This is a genomic window from Microbacterium sp. SY138, assembly GCF_039729145.1.
Classification (GTDB): domain Bacteria; phylum Actinomycetota; class Actinomycetes; order Actinomycetales; family Microbacteriaceae; genus Microbacterium; species Microbacterium maritypicum_A.
Window position 1 is genome coordinate 95619 of the sequence record NZ_CP155793.1, and the last position, 16436, is coordinate 112054.

A 16436-nucleotide genomic window follows, 5' to 3' on the forward strand; every position below is an offset into this window, starting at 1 on the left:
GGAGGCTTCCCCAAGCCATGTGTTCCGCGATCGTCATGCATCTGCGAACCCCTGCCGGGACCAAGACAGTCCTCGACCGGTAAAACATTAGCAGCTGATATCGACGAAGCCTGAGTGTTAGATCTGGGTGCGTGAGCGGACGCGCTGTCGTGGCGCGCGCAGCTGCCGAAGTCGCGCGATCAGCAGGGCGGCACGTGTGAGCTCGACGCCGAGGATGGCCAGGGCGACGAGCGCTGCGATCCAGTAGAGCTCGATGACGTTGCCGACCTCGCCCGAATCGGCGTAGTCGGTGGTGGTCGACGGGGCCTCGGGAAGGGAGGGGGCGGCATCCGCCGTCCGAGTCGCGTACGTGACCCCGAGCTGGTCGGCGATCGTCTCGAGGTTCGACTCGTCGATCACCGAGAGAGCGTCGGCGCCCTGGTACTGGATGTAGCCGCCGCCCTGATCCGAGACGCCGCCCGTGGTGATGCGCATCGGCCCGCCCTCGGCGGTGCCGTAGCCGAACACGGCTCCCGAATCGGTGTACTTCTCGCTCGCGCTGAACGACTCCGCCGCGGTGTCGACCGTCTGCTCCCCGTCGCCGAAATAGAACACCATGCGCGAGCGGTCGGGAGACGATTCGGCTGCCGAGGCGAGGGTTTCCGACAGCAGGGGGGCGGCGATGCCGATCGAGCTGCCGCGTGACTGGCTGGTGACCTCGGGGCGCAGCACCCCGAGTGAACCCAGGAGTGCCGTGGTGTCCGTGGTCAGCGGCATCCTCAGCTCGGCCGCGGCATCCGAGGTGATGAGGGCGAAGCGCGCTCCCGGATACTCCTCCACCAGAGCGCGCACGTCTGCACGGATGCCGTCGAGCCGCGGGTCGCCGTCGTCCCAGTCCTCAGCCACGATGCTCGCCGTCGTGTCGACCACGAGCACGATGTCGGTATCCGTCGCGAGGGTCTGGTTCGCTCCCCCGGGGATGCCCGGACGCATGAGCATCGCGAAGCAGGCGAGCACCAGAAGCAGCCGCATGGCCCACAGGGCGCGATGCCCGGCCAGCACGCGACGATCGGTGACCGGCACCCCGGCGGACTTCGGCGGACGCACCAGCACCCAGACGGCGGCGACGGCGACGGGGGCGCACAGCAGAGCGACGAGCAGCGGGTTGAGCACGGGTTGGAGGATCACAGTCGCACCCTCCACAGCACCACGACGAAGCCGAGCAGGCAGATCGAGAGCAGCACGATCCACAGGTTCGGGGTGTCGGTCCAGACCACCTGCGCCTCCCCGCGCAACTCGGTCGCCTCCTGTTTCTGAACCTGGGTGACGATGTCGGAGACGGTGGTCGTGTCGCGCAGGCCGAATGCGGCGCCGCCCGTCGCCTCGGCCGCAGCGCTCAGCTCGGCGCTGACGTCGGCATCCTTGCCCTGGACCGGGTTCAGTGCGAAGACGCGCACGTCCTTCGAGGCGGCGTAGGCGGCGGCCTCGTCGAGCGTGACGATCGAGGCGCCGTTGACCTCGTTGTCGGTGGCGAAGATCACAGAGCGTGAGCGCTCGGCGTCCGGGTTGTCGAAACCCATCGTGCAGGCGGCGAGACCGTCGCCGATCAGGGAGGCGCCGTCTCCATTGAGGGTGCCGACCCAGTGCTCCGGGACCTGATCGACATAGTCGAAGCTCTGCGTCATGCTCTCGATGTGCTCGCGCACGAAGTCGTAGTCGTCGGTCAGGGGGAAGATCTGCACGGGCGAGCTGTTGAAGATCGTCAGCCCGATGCGTTCGCCCTCGAAGCTGTCCAGAAGCTCGTCGAAGACGTTCAGCACCTCCACGTCGACCTCGGTCATGGAACCGGAGACGTCGAGGCACAGCATGATGTCTCGGCTGGTGTTGACGGGCTGGATCGTCTGCGCCGACATCGGCCGCGCAGCCACCACGCCCGCGACGATGGCGGCGGTCGCGCCGAGGGCGAGGATGCCGGACAGCGCGAGTGCTCTCCGCGTCAGTGCGCGGCGGAAGGAGGGCAGCGCGCGCACGCGCTCGGCACGGGCGACGCGCGCGGCGTCGATGCCTCGGCTCGGGCCGCCCCGCCGGAGGCCGACGACGAGACCGATCGTGATCGCGAGCACCACGACCGCGACCGCGGCCGCGAGCATCCAGACGTTCGCTAGTGCCACGTGCGCACCACCGTCCTGGCGGCTTCGGCGCCGGCCACAGGATCGATCACCGGTCCCTGGCGGAAGATGCTCGGGTAGTAGTGCCTGCCGAGCGCATCGATGAGGGCGGGATGCACACCGCGGGCCACGAGATCGTCGAGTGCGAGCACCGGCGCCTCCAGGCCGCTGTACTCGTTCACGAAGGTGCGCACGGTGCGGCTCAGCTCGAGATTCGCCTGCCGGGCGGAGATGCGGCGTTCGACGTACTCGGTCTCGATCTGCTGGATGCGCGCCAGGTACTCGGTGCGCAGCTGCGAGAGCACGTCGATGACCAGCGGTGCCTGCCCGGCGTTCGGGTCGGCGACCGCCAGGGTGCGCCGCGGTCGGGTGAGGACGATCAGCAACCACGCCCCCAGCACCAGCAGAGCCAGGATGCCGATTGCGAGCAGCATCCATCCCCAGCCGTACTGCGCCGGCGGATAGAGGTCGTCAGAGCCGGGCATTCGACCTCCGATTCAGCAGCGTCAGCAGCTGAGCGACGGCATCGTCCTGCCCGTCCAGCGTGGAGTGGCTGATCTCCATCCGGGTGAGGAGCTCGGCGAGGTGTGCGGCGTCGGCCTCGCGTTGCGCGGTCAGCTCCTGCACGATCTCGCGGTCGCCCTGCACGAATCCCGGCACCTGCCAGCGACTGTCGACGTCACTGCGGATGTGTCCGGTGGCGTGGTCCAGCACGGGCTCGGCGTCGCGCAGCGTGAGCCAGAGCACGTCGTGCTGCACGCGCAGTCGCCGCAGCATCCGTTCGGTCTCGCCGGTGACGGGGGCCTCGTCGGTGATCACGACCACGATCATGCGACGCGCGATCGTGCGGGTGACGAACGACAGCAGGCCATCACGGTCGCTCGGTGCGTCGCTCTGGTCGACGGCCCGATCGATCGTGCGCAGCGCGTGCTCGAGCGCCCCTTCGCTGCGGCCCGGCGCGAGGCGGCGCACCTTGGCGGCATCGCCGTACACCGTGGTGAAGTCGTCGCCGTGGCGCAGCGTCAGCACACCGAGCACTCCGGTCGCCAGGATCGCCAGGTGCTTCTTCGACTGCTCGTCTGCGGCGAGTGCTGACATCGAGCGCCCGGTGTCGACCACGAACAGCACGGTGTGCATGCGGGTCGCGCGCGAGCGCTTCACCAGGGGCGTTCCCAGCCGGGCGGTCGCCCGCCAGTCGATGTCGCGCACCTGATCGCCGTACTCGTACTTGCGCAGGTCTTCGAAGTCGAGGCTCCGCCCGCGCAGCAGCGACGCGTAGGCGCCGTCGAGCGCGTGCAGCGACTTGCGCGTCGAGTGGATGAAGAGCTTGCTCTTCACCTGCGTGATCAGGCTGGCCATGGAGATGTCAGGGTGTGGGGACCGACGCGAAGATCTGGTCGATGATCTCCTCGCTGCGGATTCCTTCGGCGTCGGCCTCGAACGTCAGCAGCACCCGGTGGCGCAGCACGAGGTGCCGGAGCTCGCGGATGTCTTCGGGCAGCACATGCGTGCGTCCCTTGAGCAGAGCCAGCGCTCTAGAAGCCTGGAGGAACGCGATGCTCGCACGCGGACTCGCGCCGTACTTGATGAAGCGGGCGCGTTCTTCGCCGATGTACGGCGCCGGGTTGCGGGTGACGTAGGCGATCGACACGATGTAGTTGCGGATCGCGGGGTCGACGTAGATGCGGCTCGCGACGTCCTGCAGCAGATGCACGTCGTCGAGGCTGACGGCGCTGGCGACGTGCCGGTCGGGGTCGAGCACACCCGAATCGATGCGGCTGAGCACCTCGAGCTCTTCGGCCGGGCTCGGGTATTCGACGATCTCTTTGAGCAGGAAGCGGTCCATCTGCGCCTCGGGCAGCTCGTACGTGCCCTCCTGCTCGATGGGGTTCTGCGTCGCGATCACGAGGAACGGCTTCGGCAGGTGGTGGATCTCGCCGCCGATCGTGGTCTGATGCTCCTGCATGGCCTCGAGCATGGCGCTCTGTGTCTTGGCGCTGGAGCGGTTGATCTCGTCGAGCAGCACGAAGTTCGCGTGCACCGGGCCGAGCACTGTCCGGAACGATCCCGTCGCCGCGTCGTAGATCTGGTTGCCCGTGATGTCGCTCGGCAGCAGGTCGGGCGTGCACTGGATGCGCTTGAACTGCGCCTTCACGGTGTCGGCGAGGGTGCTGGCCGCAGTGGTCTTCGCCAGTCCCGGCACGCTCTCGAGCAGAATGTGGCCGCCGGCGATGAGCGAGATGAGCAGGCTCGTGCGCAGCCGGTCCTGACCGACCATCTTGGCGGAGTAGGAGGCGGAGATGACCCGCAGCACCTCGGACGCTCTGGCCATCTCGGCGTCGATGGGTGCGCCGTTCGCCGTGGCGGGTGAGGCTGTGGGGGCAGGGGCCTGCGCGGGAGCGGGCGGAGGCGGAGGTGCCACCGGCTGCGGGGATGCGGCGTTCAGGTCGTGCATGCTCTCTCCTCCTGGGGAGCGCGGCGCTTCTCCCCTCAGCCAGGGTAGCCGCCGCACCGAGGAGGAGAGCTGAGCGCCGTCACTGGCCGAACATGGACGAGGTCGCCGCGATCCATCCGAACGTGAGGGCGAGGATCGTCACGATGATCCAGATGCTCATGGCGATCGCGTTGAGGGCGATCCCCCATCCCGCCTGCGTGCGTGCGCGCGGCTCGCCTCGCAGCGAGACGATCCCGAGGATGAGTCCGATGGCGGGCGCGAAGAACGTCCAGCCGGCGAACACGGAGCAGATCCCGAGAACGAGACTGGCGGTGCCTTTGGCGGTCGACGTCGCAGCGACGGACGGCGCGGTGGTGGAAGGGGCGGGTGCAGAAGCAGTTGTTGACATGACATCCACGCTATGACGGGGTCTGTCGGCGGTCATCGGACTGGAGTACCCACGTCGTACGTCCAGCGGATGATTGCGCCGGTTCTCAGGTACGGGCGGCGGAGCGTGTTCCGGCAGCGTGGGCCGCTACGCCGACCGCCGGTCGAGGAACAGCAACTCGAGCGGTGAGGCCAGCAGCGCATCCACTCCCTGCGCGAATGCCTGGAAGTGAGGTGTGGCGAAGTGGGTGTCGAGCGCGGCCTGGTCGTCGAACGCCTCGCGCATGTAGAAAGTTCCTGGCTCGCTGCGCGATTCGAACAGCACGTAATCCTGGTTGCCGGGCTCCGCGCGAGTCGGCTCGATCAGGCGCTGCAGGGCTGCGAGCAGTGCGTCGCGGCGACCGGGGAGGGCGCGCAGGATGGCGAGGCTGTACAGCGGGTCGGGCAGGGGTGAAGACATGATGTGGTCCTTCTCTCGTGGGATCGAGCACGGCAGGCTGCCGCGAGATCATTACTACTCGAAGGGAAGCAGTTACCCGCAAGGACTGCTGGTAACTTTCGGATACCATGAACGGGTGACTTCTCTCAGCACCTGCGCCGCCGGCAGGCCCCATGATGTCTACGACGCCCAGTGCCCGTGCCGGGGCATCCTCGATCTGCTCGCCGACAAATGGAGCGCGCTCATCCTCGGCGCACTCGAGGGCGGCCCGATGCGGTTCGGTGAGCTCAAGCGCAAGCTCGAGGGCATCAGCCCGAAGGTGCTCACGTCGTGCCTTCGGCGACTCGAAGACCGCGACCTCGTCGCGCGCGAGATCTTCGCCGAGGTGCCGGCTCGCGTCGAGTACTCGCTCACCGCCCTCGGCGCCGACGCGGCGAAGCCCCTGCAGAGCCTCCGTGATTGGGTCGAGTCGAACATCCAGCGCTTCCCCGATCTCTGAGATTCCGAGAGTGGGGTGGTTACCCGGAGGTGACTTGCACCCCTTGCGGGAAACCAGGTGCTCGTCGATACCGTCCTCGCATGACAGATCAGACACAGGCAACGAACGACCCGTACTACGCGCTTCCCGAGGTGCCGAGCTTCGAGCTCCGCAGCTCCACCGTCGCTGACGGAACGCCCTTCGCCGAGGCGCAGTACTCCGGAGTCTTCGGCGTCCCGGGCGGACGCGACATCTCTCCCGAACTCACCTGGTCGGGGTTTCCCGACGACACCCGGAGCTTCATCGTCACGGTCTTCGATCCGGACGCTCCCACCGGATCGGGATTCTGGCATTGGGCCGTCGGCAATATCCCCGCGACCACGACCCACCTCGTCGAGGACGCTGGCTCCGAGAGCCGGGAGCTGCTTCCCGCCGGTGCCGTGGCTTTCCCGAACGACGCCGGGCTCGCGCGCTACATCGGCGCCGCTCCGCCTGCCGGATCGGGCGTGCACCGGTACCACATCACCGTGACCGCGCTGGATGTGGCGCGGCTCGATCTGGACTCCGGTGCATCCCCGGCGCTCCTCGGCTTCACGGCGGGCCCGCACACGATCGCGCGAGCCACGCTCGTCGCGTACGCCGGGGAGTAGACCTCGGGCTGACCACCCCCGTCCCGGGCGGGATTCTCCCTGTCGGGCGGAGCACCCCCGTCCCGGGCGGGATTCTCCCTGTCGGGCGGAGCTTTCGTCTCGAGATCTCCGCCCGACGGCGAGAACTCCGCCCGTCGCGGGGCGTCCATGCGTGAGCAGGAGTGGGCGGAAGCAGCTGCGGGGTCAGGCTGCGCGTCAGGCTGCGGCGATGGTGGCGTCGGCGGTCGAATCCGAGACGACCGCCCGGCGACGGCCCACCCACACGACGAGGGCGGCGGCGCCGATGATGATCGCGGCGATCAGCAGCACGTAGAGGGCGACGCCTCCATACCCGCCGGGCTGGGCAGGGTTGAGGAACGGGTACGGATACCATGACGGCTCACCCGATGCCGGCGCGATCACGAGGTTCGCTCGGATCAGCGTGTAGATCACCCAGACGATCGGGAAGATGGCGGCGATGCCCACGGCGCTCCAGCCGAGAGCCCGCCGTCTCGGGGCGAACAGCACATCGGCCAGCATGATGATCGGCACCACCACGTGGAGCACCTCGTTCGACCAGCCGACCGTCGAGCCCTGGGGCAGCTCGATGCCGCGAAGCAGCAGGTTGTAGACCACGCCGGTGACGATCATGTAGGTGCTGGCGCACATCAGCAGGATCGCGAGCCACCGAGGTTCCGCCGTCGTGCCGCGGTGGGCGAGCGCCCAGAACCCGCCACACGCCAACGCGACCACGGCGAGGACGTTCGACTCGATCGTGAAGAAGCTGAAGAAGTTCGAGATAACGGTCGGCAGATGTGCGCCCCACTCGGTCGTGGCCGCAGCGGCGATCTCGAGGGTGCGGATGAGCTGCGCGATGATCGCTGCCGCGGAGAGCACGGCTGCGGCGATGCGCACGTAGGGCCACCAGGTCGTCATGTTCGCCTCCGGTCGCAACTGTAGTGGCAGATTTCCGTAGACCGCGGCACCGATATATCGATATCGTCGGACCGTTCACGCAGCACGCGCATGGCGGAGGGGCAGATGAGCGACAGCGGAGACGGCGGTAACACGGTCGGAGCGGGTGGCACGGGCGGAACCAAGAAGCGGCGATTCTCGCGTGCGGGTCTCAGCATCCAATCCAAACTCCTCATCATGCTGCTCGGGGTGAGCCTGGTCTCGTCGGTGATCGTCGGCGCGATCGGCTTCGTGAACGGGCGGCAGTCCCTGCACGACTCGGCGGTCGATCAGCTCATCACCATCCGGTCGATGCGAGCGGCCGAGATCACGACCTACATGGAGAGCGTGCGGCGCGACGCCTCGCTCAACAGCCGCAACCTCAGTGCGCAGTCGATGTCGACGGCGGTGAATGCGGGATTCGCCGACCTCGTCGATGTGGAGCTCGACGAGAGCCAGCGCGGCGAGGTCGAGGCGTACTACAAGGATGTCTTCATCCCCGAGCTCGAGGCGCGCTCGGGTGAGGAGTACGGCGACACCGCCTTCATCCCCGACTCCGCGGCCGGGCAGTATGTGCAGCTGCAGTACGCCCTCGGCAACAAGGACTTCGACGCCGATTACGACGCGCAGCTGGAGCTCAACGACAGCGGTGACGGCACGAGCTATTCGGCTGCGACCGAACGTTACGGCGACTACTTCACCCGACTCGTCCAAGAGGCGGGCTACGAAGACGCGCTTCTGCTCAACCTCGACGGTGATGTCACCTACTCCGCGTACAAGGGGGTCGAGCTCGGCACGAACCTTCTGACCGGCCCCTATCGCGACTCGGCATTGTCGAAGGCGTACGCGGAGGCGATCGCGACCAACTCCGTCAACACCGTCGTGCTCACCGACTTCGACCGATGGATCCCATCGTTGAACGTTCCCTCGATGTGGGTCGTCTCACCCGTGGGCAACGACCGAGGAGTCACCGGCGCGATGGCGTTCCAGATCTCGATCGACACGATCAACGACGTGATGACGGGGCACGAGGGGTGGAAGGCGCAGGGGCTCGGCGACACCGGTGAGGTCTATCTCGTCGGACGCGACGACCTCATGCGCAGCACCGCGCGCCGACTCGTGGAAGATCCGGACGACTACGTGGAGCGCCTCATCAGCGGGGGCATGGCGCCGACGATCATCGACCGCATCGCCGCGATCAAGGGCACCGTGCTGCTGCAGCCGGTCGACACCAAGGCGGTGCAGGAAGCGCAGGCCGGCAGGAGTGGAACGGTCGTCGGACGCGACTTCATCGGCGGCGAGAGCGTCACCGCCTACGCGCCGCTCGACATCGAAGGCCTCGACTGGGTCGTGATCGCCCGCATCGACACTGCAGAGGCATTCGAGCCGGTCAACGTTTTCACCCGCAACGTGCTGCTGTCGCTGCTCGGCATCCTGCTCGGTGTCTCGTTGCTCTCGCTTCTGCTCGCGCAGGTGTTCACCCGTCCTATCCACCGTCTCGTCGGAGCTGTGCACCGGGTGGCGGAGGGCGATCTCGACGTGCAGGTGCCGCAGGGCTCACGCGACGAGTTCGGCGACCTCGGCAGTGCCTTCAACGACATGGCCTCGAGTCTGCGGATCAAGCAGGACCTGATCGAGGAGCAGCAGAAGGAGAACGAGAAGCTGCTGCACACCCTCATGCCCGAGAGCGTCGCGACGAAGTACAAGCAGGGTGAGGAGGCGATCACCGAGGCCCATGAGAACGTCTCGGTCGTGTTCGCCGAACTCGTCGGATTCGACGACCTCGCCCGCGGCATGAGTGCGGAGGAGGAGATCGGCCTGCTGAACACGCTGATGCGCGGGTTCGACGAGGCAGCCGAGAAGGCGGGCGTCGAGAAGGTGCGCACCCTGCGCGGCGGTTACCTGGCCTCGTCGGGTCTGATCGTCCCGCGGGTCGACAACATCCGCCGCACCGTCGAATTCGCGCGGAGTCTGCTGGGCGTGCTGGAACGGTTCAACGCGCAGAACGGCACCCAGATCTCGCTGCGGGCGGGCGTCGACACCGGCACCGTCACGAGTGGTCTGGTGGCCCGGACGAGCCTGGCGTACGACCTCTGGGGCGATGCCGTGAGTCTCGCCTACCGGGTGCGTTCGGTCACGGGTGAGCCCGGTATCTACGTGAGCCAGACCGTGCGCGACCGCACGCAGGAGATCGTGAGCTACGTCGAGGCGGGCACGGTGGAGACCCAGGGCCGGACCGAGACCGTGTGGAAGGTGGTCTGAGCATGGGCGACGTGTTCACGGGTGGCTGGGGCTGGTGGATCATCGGCCTCGCGGTCGGCGTGCCCGTCGTCCTCGTCGTGCTCACCGAGCTCATCGGCACGCTGACCCGGCGGAACAACCCCGTCGCGAAGCCGTTGCGCATGCTGCGGAACTGGGTCATCCCGGTCGGAGCCTTGTTCGCGCTGCTGGTGTTCGCGATCCAGTCCCCCGCCGACCAGGTGTGGACCCGCGTTGTGGCGACCGTGTTCGGGTTCCTCATCATCCTGCTCGTGCTGTCGGCGTTCAACGTCGCGCTGTTCGCCAATGCGAAGCCCGGGTCGTGGCGGGAGCGCATCCCGTCGATCTTCGTGGAGATCGGGCGGCTGGTCCTGGTGGGCGTCGGGCTCGCGCTGCTGTTCTCGTGGGTGTGGGATGCCGACGTCGGTGGACTGTTCACTGCGCTCGGTGTCGGATCGATCGTGATCGGTCTCGCCCTGCAGAACGCGGTGGGCGGGGTGATCTCCGGTCTGCTGCTACTGTTCGAGCAGCCGTTCAAGATCGGCGACTGGCTCGATGCCGCCGGCGTGAAGGGCCGGGTCGTCGAGGTGAATTGGCGCGCGGTGCACATCGACACCGGCTCCGGCATCCAGATCGTGCCGAACTCGTCGCTCTCCGGCGCCTCGTTCACGAACATGAGCGAGCCCGAGGGGCCGTACTACGCCGCGACGGACGTGAAGTTCTCGACCGACGATCCTCCGCACGAGGTGATCGCGCTCCTCGTCGAGGTGGCCGACTCGCTTCCGATGCGACTGCAGCGCGAGCGAGCGACCGTCGACTACTCGGGTGCGGGCGCGTACTCCGTGTCGATCCCGGTGGCGGGTCCGGCCGATGCGTCCCGGGCCCTTTCGATGTACCTCTCCTGGCTCTGGTACGCGGCACGGCGTCGCGGATTCGCGCTCGACGGCGACTCCACCGATCCGCTCGCCGAGCCGCAGCGCCTGGTCGAGGCGATGCACCAGATCGCACCGACCTTGCATCTGCGCGACGATGACATCGAGGCCGTGCTCACGCAGGCCCGGCTGGAGCGCTACGGCGTCGGCGAGATCGTGCTGCCCAGCGGCGTCGTGCCCGACGAAGTGCGCGTCGTCTTGTCGGGCCGTGCGGCGCTCGCCCTCGAGGTGGAAGGCGGGCGGGTCGAGTTCGCCGCCGCCGAGAAGGGCGATCTCATCGGGCAGACCGCTCTCACCCGCGAGCGGACGCAGGCCGTGACCGTCGCGGGCGAGATCCTCACCGTGGTGGTGCTGCCTCTCGACACGATCGACGCCCTCATCCGCACACGACCCCGCCTGGCGGCCGAGATCGGCGAGTCGCTCGAACTCAAGCGCACGCTCGCCGCCTCCCGGCTCGCTGAGCTGGGGATCGCGCGCGGGGTGATCACCGGGCGCTGAACGGCGTCAGGTGCGTCGACGCCACCGCAGACGCGTGATGAGCACGCCGAGCAGGCACAGCGCCCCGCCGAGGAACATCAGCGGCGTCGGCACCTCGCCGAGGATCGCCCACGACATCAGGATCGCGATCGCCGGCACCACGTAGGTGGTCGCCGAGGTCTGACCCGCGGTGCTGCGCTGCAGCACGTAGGCCCAGGTGGTGAAGGCGATCGCGGTGGGGAAGATGCCGAGGTAGACGACCCACAGTGTCGCATCCAGAGGTGCCGTTTCGAGCGAGCCGATGAGGTTGCCGATCCAGGGCAGCAGCGCGATGGTGCCGACACCCGCTCCGAGCCAGGTGAGGGTGGTCGGGTCGACGCCCGAGGTGAGCAGGCGCTTCTGCACGAGCGTGCACCCGGCGTACATGACCGCGGCGAGGAGGGCGAGGAGCAGACCCGTGATGTCGGGGCCGGCGCTGGTGGACGAGTTCATGCCGATGAGCACGACGCCGAGGAACGCGATGGGTGCGCCGATCACGAGCGGCTTCGGGAACCCCTCGCGCAGGAAGAGTCCGCTGAAGACGACGACCATGAGGGGCGCGAGGTTCACGACCATCGCCGCGGTGCCGGCGTCGAGCGTGAGCTCGGCACTGTTGAGGGCGAGGTTGTAGACGCAGAACCAGCCGACGCCCCACACCGCGATCAGCAGCCAGTGGCGGCGTTCCGGGATGCGGACGCCGTGCCGCACGGCGATGATCGTCAGCACGACGGTGCCGACGGCCATCCGCAGCAGGGCCAGTGCGCCGGGGTCGTAGTGCGGGCCCGCACCGCGGATGCCGATGAAGGCCGAAGCCCACAGCACGACGGTGACGAGCGCTGCGACGAGCACGAGCGCGCCCTGTTTCTTCGGCGCATCGGTGCTGGTGGTCGCGCTGGTGCGCGTGTGGATTCCGGGGTCCCCGGATGCGGCTTCTGCCATCTTTCGATCCTGGCAGGGGCGTCCGACATCGGGCGAGCCGTCGAAGCGACATCCGCCGTTGCATTTCGGACGATCCGAGACGGTGGCCCATGAGGGGTGATTCACGAGACCTTCCCGACAGGTTCACCTTTCTCTCCCGAGTGGAGAAAAAGTTCCGTTCGATTACGTTCCTTATCCGTGGAGATTGTGGCGTCATATGAACACGGAAATCCGCACTTCACAGGAAAAGTCCAGCGTCAAGTAGGCCATTCGGGGGACAGACAAGACTCACAGCTGACGGATAGAGTCCCGAGCGAGTACCGCCGCAAGCCCACGGTCGAAGCGTGACGGTCCTGTTTCGAGGTCGTGGTCTGCGTGCATTCCGACGTGCGTGTGCGCGCACGCGCCGTGACTCGTTCTGGGGCTCCATCGCAGTCGTGATCTTCACGCGGTCCGATCCCAATCGTGTCCCCCTGGAGAAGAGTCCTGCGATGAAGACCAGATCTCACCGTCGGCGCCTGCGTTTCGCACCGGCGCGGCGGCTCCCGTTCGCGTTCGCCGCCATGCTGATGACGACCGTCGTCGCGGTCGGTCTCTTCCAGCCGCTCGAAGCGTCAGCGGCGACCGCCGCATCGGCCGCGCGGACGCAGGTGTCCGCGCCGGCGGGTCTCTTCACCCCGTCGACGGATGCCGCCGGTGTGGTCACGCAGTTCACCGATGGGGGTCCGGCTGTCCAGGAGGCGGCGAGGCAGGCGCTGCTCAAGGGCGGGCAGAGCATCGAGAGCTTCATCACCACGGGGCAGCACGAGGCGATCGCACAGGACTACCGCCTCATCGCGCTGCGACTGAGCCTCGCGGGCGGGCGCGCCGTCCGGCAGCAGGCGGAGGCCGTACTGACGGCGAACAATCCGGACCAGCTTCGTGCCTTCGTCACAGAAGGGTGGAAGGACGCCTGGGAGGTCGACGACCGCTCGGCGGCGTTCGTGCTCGCAGACACCGGAACGCCGACGGTGCAGCGCGAGGCGAACAAGGCTCTGGACTCGGATGACTCGAGCGCCGTGTCGCAGTTCCTGCTGATCGGTCAGTACGACGCGAAGATCATCGACGACCGCGCGGCGGCCTACGTGCTCGCCTCCACGGGATCGCCGAGTGTGATCGCCGCCGCGGAGGCCGCACTCGATGCGACGCTCCCGGACGGGTCCGAAGACGCACAGGCCGTGGCGGATTTCCTGCGTTACGGGCAGTTCGTCGCCGGGGCGCGCGACGCCGAGGCGGCGACCATCGCCCAGCTGACGAACCAGGTGATCGCGGCGAACATGGTCGCTCAGGAAGAGCGTCGCAACGCCGACAACGCCTCCGCGCAGGCGGTCCTCGCGGCCAAGCTCGCGAAGGAGGCCACGCAGCGCGCCGCCCAGCAGGCCGCCGCCGCGCAGGGCAACGCCGAACAGGCCAGCGCCGCCGCGAGCAGGGCAGCCGGTCTCGCCCGTCAAGCCGCCGACGCGGCAGATCTCGCCGTGCAGGCGGCTGCGGCAGCGCACCAGGCGATGAACGCGTCGATGAGCGCGGCGGGAACAGCCGCATCCGCGGCTGCGCGCGCCAACCGGGCGGCGGCGAACGCTGATGGTGCGGCGGCGAATGCGGCGGGCCAGGAGGGCATGGCGGCTGCGGCACGGGCAGAGGCGGAGAAGGCGCGCGACGCCGCAGACAAGGCGGCGAAGGCCAAGCGTGCAGCGGCCGAGGCGGAGACGGCGACGAATGCGGCGAACCGCGCTGCGCAGGCTGCGGGCGCCGCGGCCGGCTACTCGGGCGAGGCGGCCGGATATGCGATGGAAGCCTCTCAGGCGTCGGGAGTGTCATCGGCCGCTGCCGCGCAGGCGCGGGCTGCTGCGGCCAAGGCGAACGCGGCCAAGAACCGCGCGGCATCCGCCACGGCGCGGACGGACCGCCTTGCCGCCGAGACCTCGGCTGTCGCTCAGCAGGCCCGTGATGCGGCCGGGCGTGCGGCCGACAACGCCAACGCCGCGGCGATCGAGGCAGACACGGCCGCGGCCCAGGCCGGTGTTGCGCAGGGGGCTGCTGCTCGGGCGACCGCTTCTTCGGCGAAGGCGGCGGCCGCTGCTGAGGCCGCGACGAAGGACGTCGAGCTGGCGAAGACCATCTTCGACCTGGCGCGGAAGGCCGATGCGGAGCGTCTGGCCGCAGAAGAGGAATTCGGGCTGGCGCAGGCGGAGATCGCCGCAGCAGAGGAAGCCGAGGAGAAGGAGCTCAAGGACGAGGCCAAGAAGGAGGGCGCAGCCGCCGTTGCGGAGAGCAGCGCGTTCCTGAAGAAGATCACCGCTCCGGATGCGAACCTGCAGGAGCTGCTGCCAGAAGCGCGCTCGGCCATGCTCGCCCTGATCACGTCGGGAACCCCGTGGATTGCCGCTGCGGCCGAGCAGGCTGTCGTCGGCAATGACGAGGCCGTCGTCGAGTTCTTCAAGAACGGGTACGGCGTCGCGCTCGAGCAGGATCAGTGGGACGAGGCGAAGGCCCTGCTGTATGACGGTGACAACACGATGCTGCAGGACGAGGCCTATGACGTCCTCGAGAACGGCGAGGAGTACGTCGCGGCGTTCCTCAACGAGCGGCTTCCTGAGATCCGCGACCTCGAGAACCGCCAGATCGCATTCGTGCTCGCCACCGAGGGGGGACCGGCCATGCAGCGCGCGGCGAACCTCGCGCTCGATGCCGACGACCCCGCGGTCCTCGCCAAGTTCATCGCGGAAGGACAGTACGACGCGCTCGAGGTCGACCAGCGGGCGGCAGCCTTCGCGCTCAGCACGTCGGGCGGCCCCGAGGTGCAGGCGGCCGCGAACATCGCGCTCGAAGGTTCCCAGACGGCGCTGAAGAGGTTCCTCGAGCAGGGCCAGTACGAAGCTGCCAAGCGCGACAACGACACCGCGGCTCACGTGGCGCAGATGCAGAGCATGTTGCACCTGGCCGACCAGCAGGCCGCGGCCGCGCGGGAGGCGGCTGCGCTCGCGGAGAAGGCGGCGGCGACCGCGCGGCAGGCGGCGGCCGAGGCCCAGGCCAGCGCCGACCTGGCCCGGAAGTATGCGCAGGAGGCGCAGGGATGGGCTGCGCAGGCGGCCACGTCGGCCAACCAGGCGACTGCTTCGGAGAACGAAGCGCGCCAGTCGTCGCAGCGAGCGCATCAGGCGCTGACGGCCGCGACCGCCGATGCGAAGAAGGCCAACGGGTTCGCGGCGCAGGCGACGTCGTCGGCGCAGTCTGCCAGCGCGGCGGCGTCGCGGGCCAACGATGCCGCGAGCCGTGCGGCCACCTCGGCGACGAACGCCGGACTGGACGCGGAAGCCGCGGTGAAGGCGGCGACGGAGGCTCGCGAGATCGCGGCATCGAAGCAACGCGCGGAAGATGGGGCCGACAACTACCCGCCGCCTGCCGGCAAAGAAGGGGAGCTCACCCAGGCGCAGATCGATGCCGCGTACGCGCTCGGTGGAGACGCAGAGGTACAGCGGCTGAAGGACGCCCACGCGTTGACACAGCCTGATGCCCTGCTGAACTTCATCATCCAGGAGGGCGGCAAGGTTCTCCTCGACCTCATCGGTGTGACGGACATCATGGACTGCGTCACCAAGGGCGACATCGGTGCGTGCTTCATGACGCTTATCGGGTTCGCGCCCTGGGGCAAGCTTGCCAAGCTCGTCGAGTCGATCCCGCTGATCATGAAGCTCGCCGACAAGGTTGTGGGCTTCGTCAACAAGGTCGGCGACGCGTTCAGCCTTCTCAAGAAGAACAAGACCAAGACCGACGACCTCGCCGCTCAGGCCTGTGGGGGGAACACCTTCGGAAGGTCGTCTGTCTCTGCGCAGTCGGGGATTCGTCCGGCGGGCAGCAACGTGTGCGAACTGCCAGGTCTGACCAACCCTCCGGGGGCGACTGTTCAAGTGAAGGGCAGTCGAGCGGAATATGCAGCCGGGATCAAGCCGGGGAGTTCCAAGGAGATCTTCGACAAGAAGGAGTACGAGAGCATGTTCGGCGAGTACGGTCTTGAGATCAAACGGACTCGCATCGCTGATAAGGCGACTTCCACCTACATCATGGAAGTGAAGAACGTGAACAAGCTGTACTACAGCAGCCAGATCCAGGACATGATCGAACTGGCGCAATACACGGGGAGATCAGAGTTCGTCCTCGTTGTCCGCCCGAACACGCACCTGTCCGCTCCCCTTGTCGATGCTCTCTGTAAGGACGTCCCCAAGTTCAGTTTTGTTGTCAAGTATCTGCCGAACGAGGTCCTGGGTGAGCTCAGCGAGAACAAGGTGCCTGGCATCTGTCCTTGA

Annotated in this window: 14 protein-coding genes; 5 read left to right on the forward strand and 9 right to left on the reverse strand. The window is 67.9% G+C overall.

Annotated elements, in window-relative coordinates; all coding sequences use genetic code 11:
- Positions 1-117: 117 nt before the first annotated feature.
- From ABDC25_RS00485 to ABDC25_RS00515, 7 genes are all read right to left on the reverse strand, one after another.
- Positions 118-1167: a VWA domain-containing protein gene (locus tag ABDC25_RS00485; protein WP_347124256.1), complete on the reverse strand. Its 1050-nt coding sequence runs from the start codon at positions 1165-1167 to the stop codon at positions 118-120.
- Positions 1164-2150 (reverse strand): VWA domain-containing protein, encoded by a 987-nt coding sequence (locus ABDC25_RS00490; protein ID WP_347124258.1) that lies wholly within the window; start codon positions 2148-2150, stop codon positions 1164-1166. The genes ABDC25_RS00485 and ABDC25_RS00490 overlap by 4 nt, the downstream gene beginning before the upstream one ends.
- Positions 2141-2632, reverse strand: a complete 492-nt coding sequence (locus ABDC25_RS00495; RefSeq protein WP_347124260.1) for a hypothetical protein — start codon at positions 2630-2632, stop codon at positions 2141-2143. The genes ABDC25_RS00490 and ABDC25_RS00495 overlap by 10 nt, the downstream gene beginning before the upstream one ends.
- The gene (locus ABDC25_RS00500; RefSeq protein WP_021200100.1) at positions 2619-3506 is read right to left on the reverse strand and encodes a DUF58 domain-containing protein; all 888 of its coding nucleotides are present in this window, start codon (positions 3504-3506) and stop codon (positions 2619-2621) included. Before ABDC25_RS00500 ends, ABDC25_RS00495 begins: the two co-directional genes overlap by 14 nt.
- A gap of 7 nt (positions 3507-3513) precedes the next feature.
- On the reverse strand, positions 3514-4479 hold the full coding sequence (locus ABDC25_RS00505) for a MoxR family ATPase (protein WP_046398963.1): 966 nt from the start codon (positions 4477-4479) through the stop codon (positions 3514-3516).
- A gap of 202 nt (positions 4480-4681) precedes the next feature.
- Entirely contained in the window at positions 4682-4990 is a 309-nt protein-coding gene (locus tag ABDC25_RS00510) for a DUF4190 domain-containing protein (RefSeq protein ID WP_036272007.1), read from the reverse strand.
- Positions 4991-5116: 126 nt separating this feature from the next.
- Positions 5117-5428, reverse strand: coding sequence for a putative quinol monooxygenase (locus ABDC25_RS00515; RefSeq protein WP_021200103.1), 312 nt, complete (start codon positions 5426-5428; stop codon positions 5117-5119).
- A 115-nt stretch (positions 5429-5543) separates the two neighbouring features.
- On the opposite strand from ABDC25_RS00515, the gene ABDC25_RS00520 reads away from it, so the two are divergent.
- On the forward strand, positions 5544-5906 hold the full coding sequence (locus ABDC25_RS00520; protein WP_021200104.1) for a helix-turn-helix domain-containing protein: 363 nt from the start codon (positions 5544-5546) through the stop codon (positions 5904-5906).
- An 80-nt stretch (positions 5907-5986) separates the two neighbouring features.
- The gene (locus ABDC25_RS00525; RefSeq protein ID WP_136024318.1) at positions 5987-6535 is read left to right on the forward strand and encodes a YbhB/YbcL family Raf kinase inhibitor-like protein; all 549 of its coding nucleotides are present in this window, start codon (positions 5987-5989) and stop codon (positions 6533-6535) included.
- A gap of 195 nt (positions 6536-6730) precedes the next feature.
- Here ABDC25_RS00525 and ABDC25_RS00530 read toward each other — a convergent pair whose 3' ends face one another.
- On the reverse strand, positions 6731-7450 hold the full coding sequence (locus tag ABDC25_RS00530; RefSeq protein ID WP_021200106.1) for a Pr6Pr family membrane protein: 720 nt from the start codon (positions 7448-7450) through the stop codon (positions 6731-6733).
- A gap of 105 nt (positions 7451-7555) precedes the next feature.
- On the opposite strand from ABDC25_RS00530, the gene ABDC25_RS00535 reads away from it, so the two are divergent.
- Both ABDC25_RS00535 and ABDC25_RS00540 read left to right on the forward strand, forming a co-directional pair.
- Positions 7556-9730: an adenylate/guanylate cyclase domain-containing protein gene (locus tag ABDC25_RS00535; protein WP_347124264.1), complete on the forward strand. Its 2175-nt coding sequence runs from the start codon at positions 7556-7558 to the stop codon at positions 9728-9730.
- Positions 9731-9732: 2 nt separating this feature from the next.
- Positions 9733-11157 carry a mechanosensitive ion channel family protein gene (locus ABDC25_RS00540; protein WP_167254885.1) on the forward strand — a complete coding sequence of 475 codons (1425 nt, stop codon included), beginning with the start codon at positions 9733-9735 and terminating at the stop codon, positions 11155-11157.
- A gap of 6 nt (positions 11158-11163) precedes the next feature.
- Here the strand turns inward: ABDC25_RS00540 and ABDC25_RS00545 are convergent, their stop codons facing one another.
- Positions 11164-12114: a DMT family transporter gene (locus ABDC25_RS00545; RefSeq protein ID WP_021200107.1), complete on the reverse strand. Its 951-nt coding sequence runs from the start codon at positions 12112-12114 to the stop codon at positions 11164-11166.
- 470 nt (positions 12115-12584) lie between these two features.
- Here ABDC25_RS00545 and ABDC25_RS00550 point away from each other — a divergent pair, with 470 nt between their 5' ends.
- Positions 12585-16436 (forward strand): putative toxin, encoded by a 3852-nt coding sequence (locus ABDC25_RS00550; RefSeq protein WP_152525897.1) that lies wholly within the window; start codon positions 12585-12587, stop codon positions 16434-16436.

Excerpts from the sequence above, each read along its gene's own strand:
- ABDC25_RS00550 (WP_152525897.1), top strand. The coding sequence starts at position 12,585 with ATGAAGACCAGATCTCACCGTCGGCGCCTGCGTTTCGCACCGGCGCGG.
- ABDC25_RS00500 (WP_021200100.1), bottom strand. The coding sequence starts at position 3,506 with ATGGCCAGCCTGATCACGCAGGTGAAGAGCAAGCTCTTCATCCACTCG.
- ABDC25_RS00545 (WP_021200107.1), bottom strand. The coding sequence starts at position 12,114 with ATGGCAGAAGCCGCATCCGGGGACCCCGGAATCCACACGCGCACCAGC.
- ABDC25_RS00510 (WP_036272007.1), bottom strand. The coding sequence starts at position 4,990 with ATGTCAACAACTGCTTCTGCACCCGCCCCTTCCACCACCGCGCCGTCC.
- ABDC25_RS00505 (WP_046398963.1), bottom strand. The coding sequence starts at position 4,479 with ATGGCCAGAGCGTCCGAGGTGCTGCGGGTCATCTCCGCCTCCTACTCC.
- ABDC25_RS00495 (WP_347124260.1), bottom strand. The coding sequence starts at position 2,632 with ATGCCCGGCTCTGACGACCTCTATCCGCCGGCGCAGTACGGCTGGGGA.
- ABDC25_RS00530 (WP_021200106.1), bottom strand. The coding sequence starts at position 7,450 with ATGACGACCTGGTGGCCCTACGTGCGCATCGCCGCAGCCGTGCTCTCC.
- ABDC25_RS00540 (WP_167254885.1), top strand. The coding sequence starts at position 9,733 with ATGGGCGACGTGTTCACGGGTGGCTGGGGCTGGTGGATCATCGGCCTC.
- ABDC25_RS00535 (WP_347124264.1), top strand. The coding sequence starts at position 7,556 with ATGAGCGACAGCGGAGACGGCGGTAACACGGTCGGAGCGGGTGGCACG.
- ABDC25_RS00515 (WP_021200103.1), bottom strand. The coding sequence starts at position 5,428 with ATGTCTTCACCCCTGCCCGACCCGCTGTACAGCCTCGCCATCCTGCGC.
- ABDC25_RS00525 (WP_136024318.1), top strand. The coding sequence starts at position 5,987 with ATGACAGATCAGACACAGGCAACGAACGACCCGTACTACGCGCTTCCC.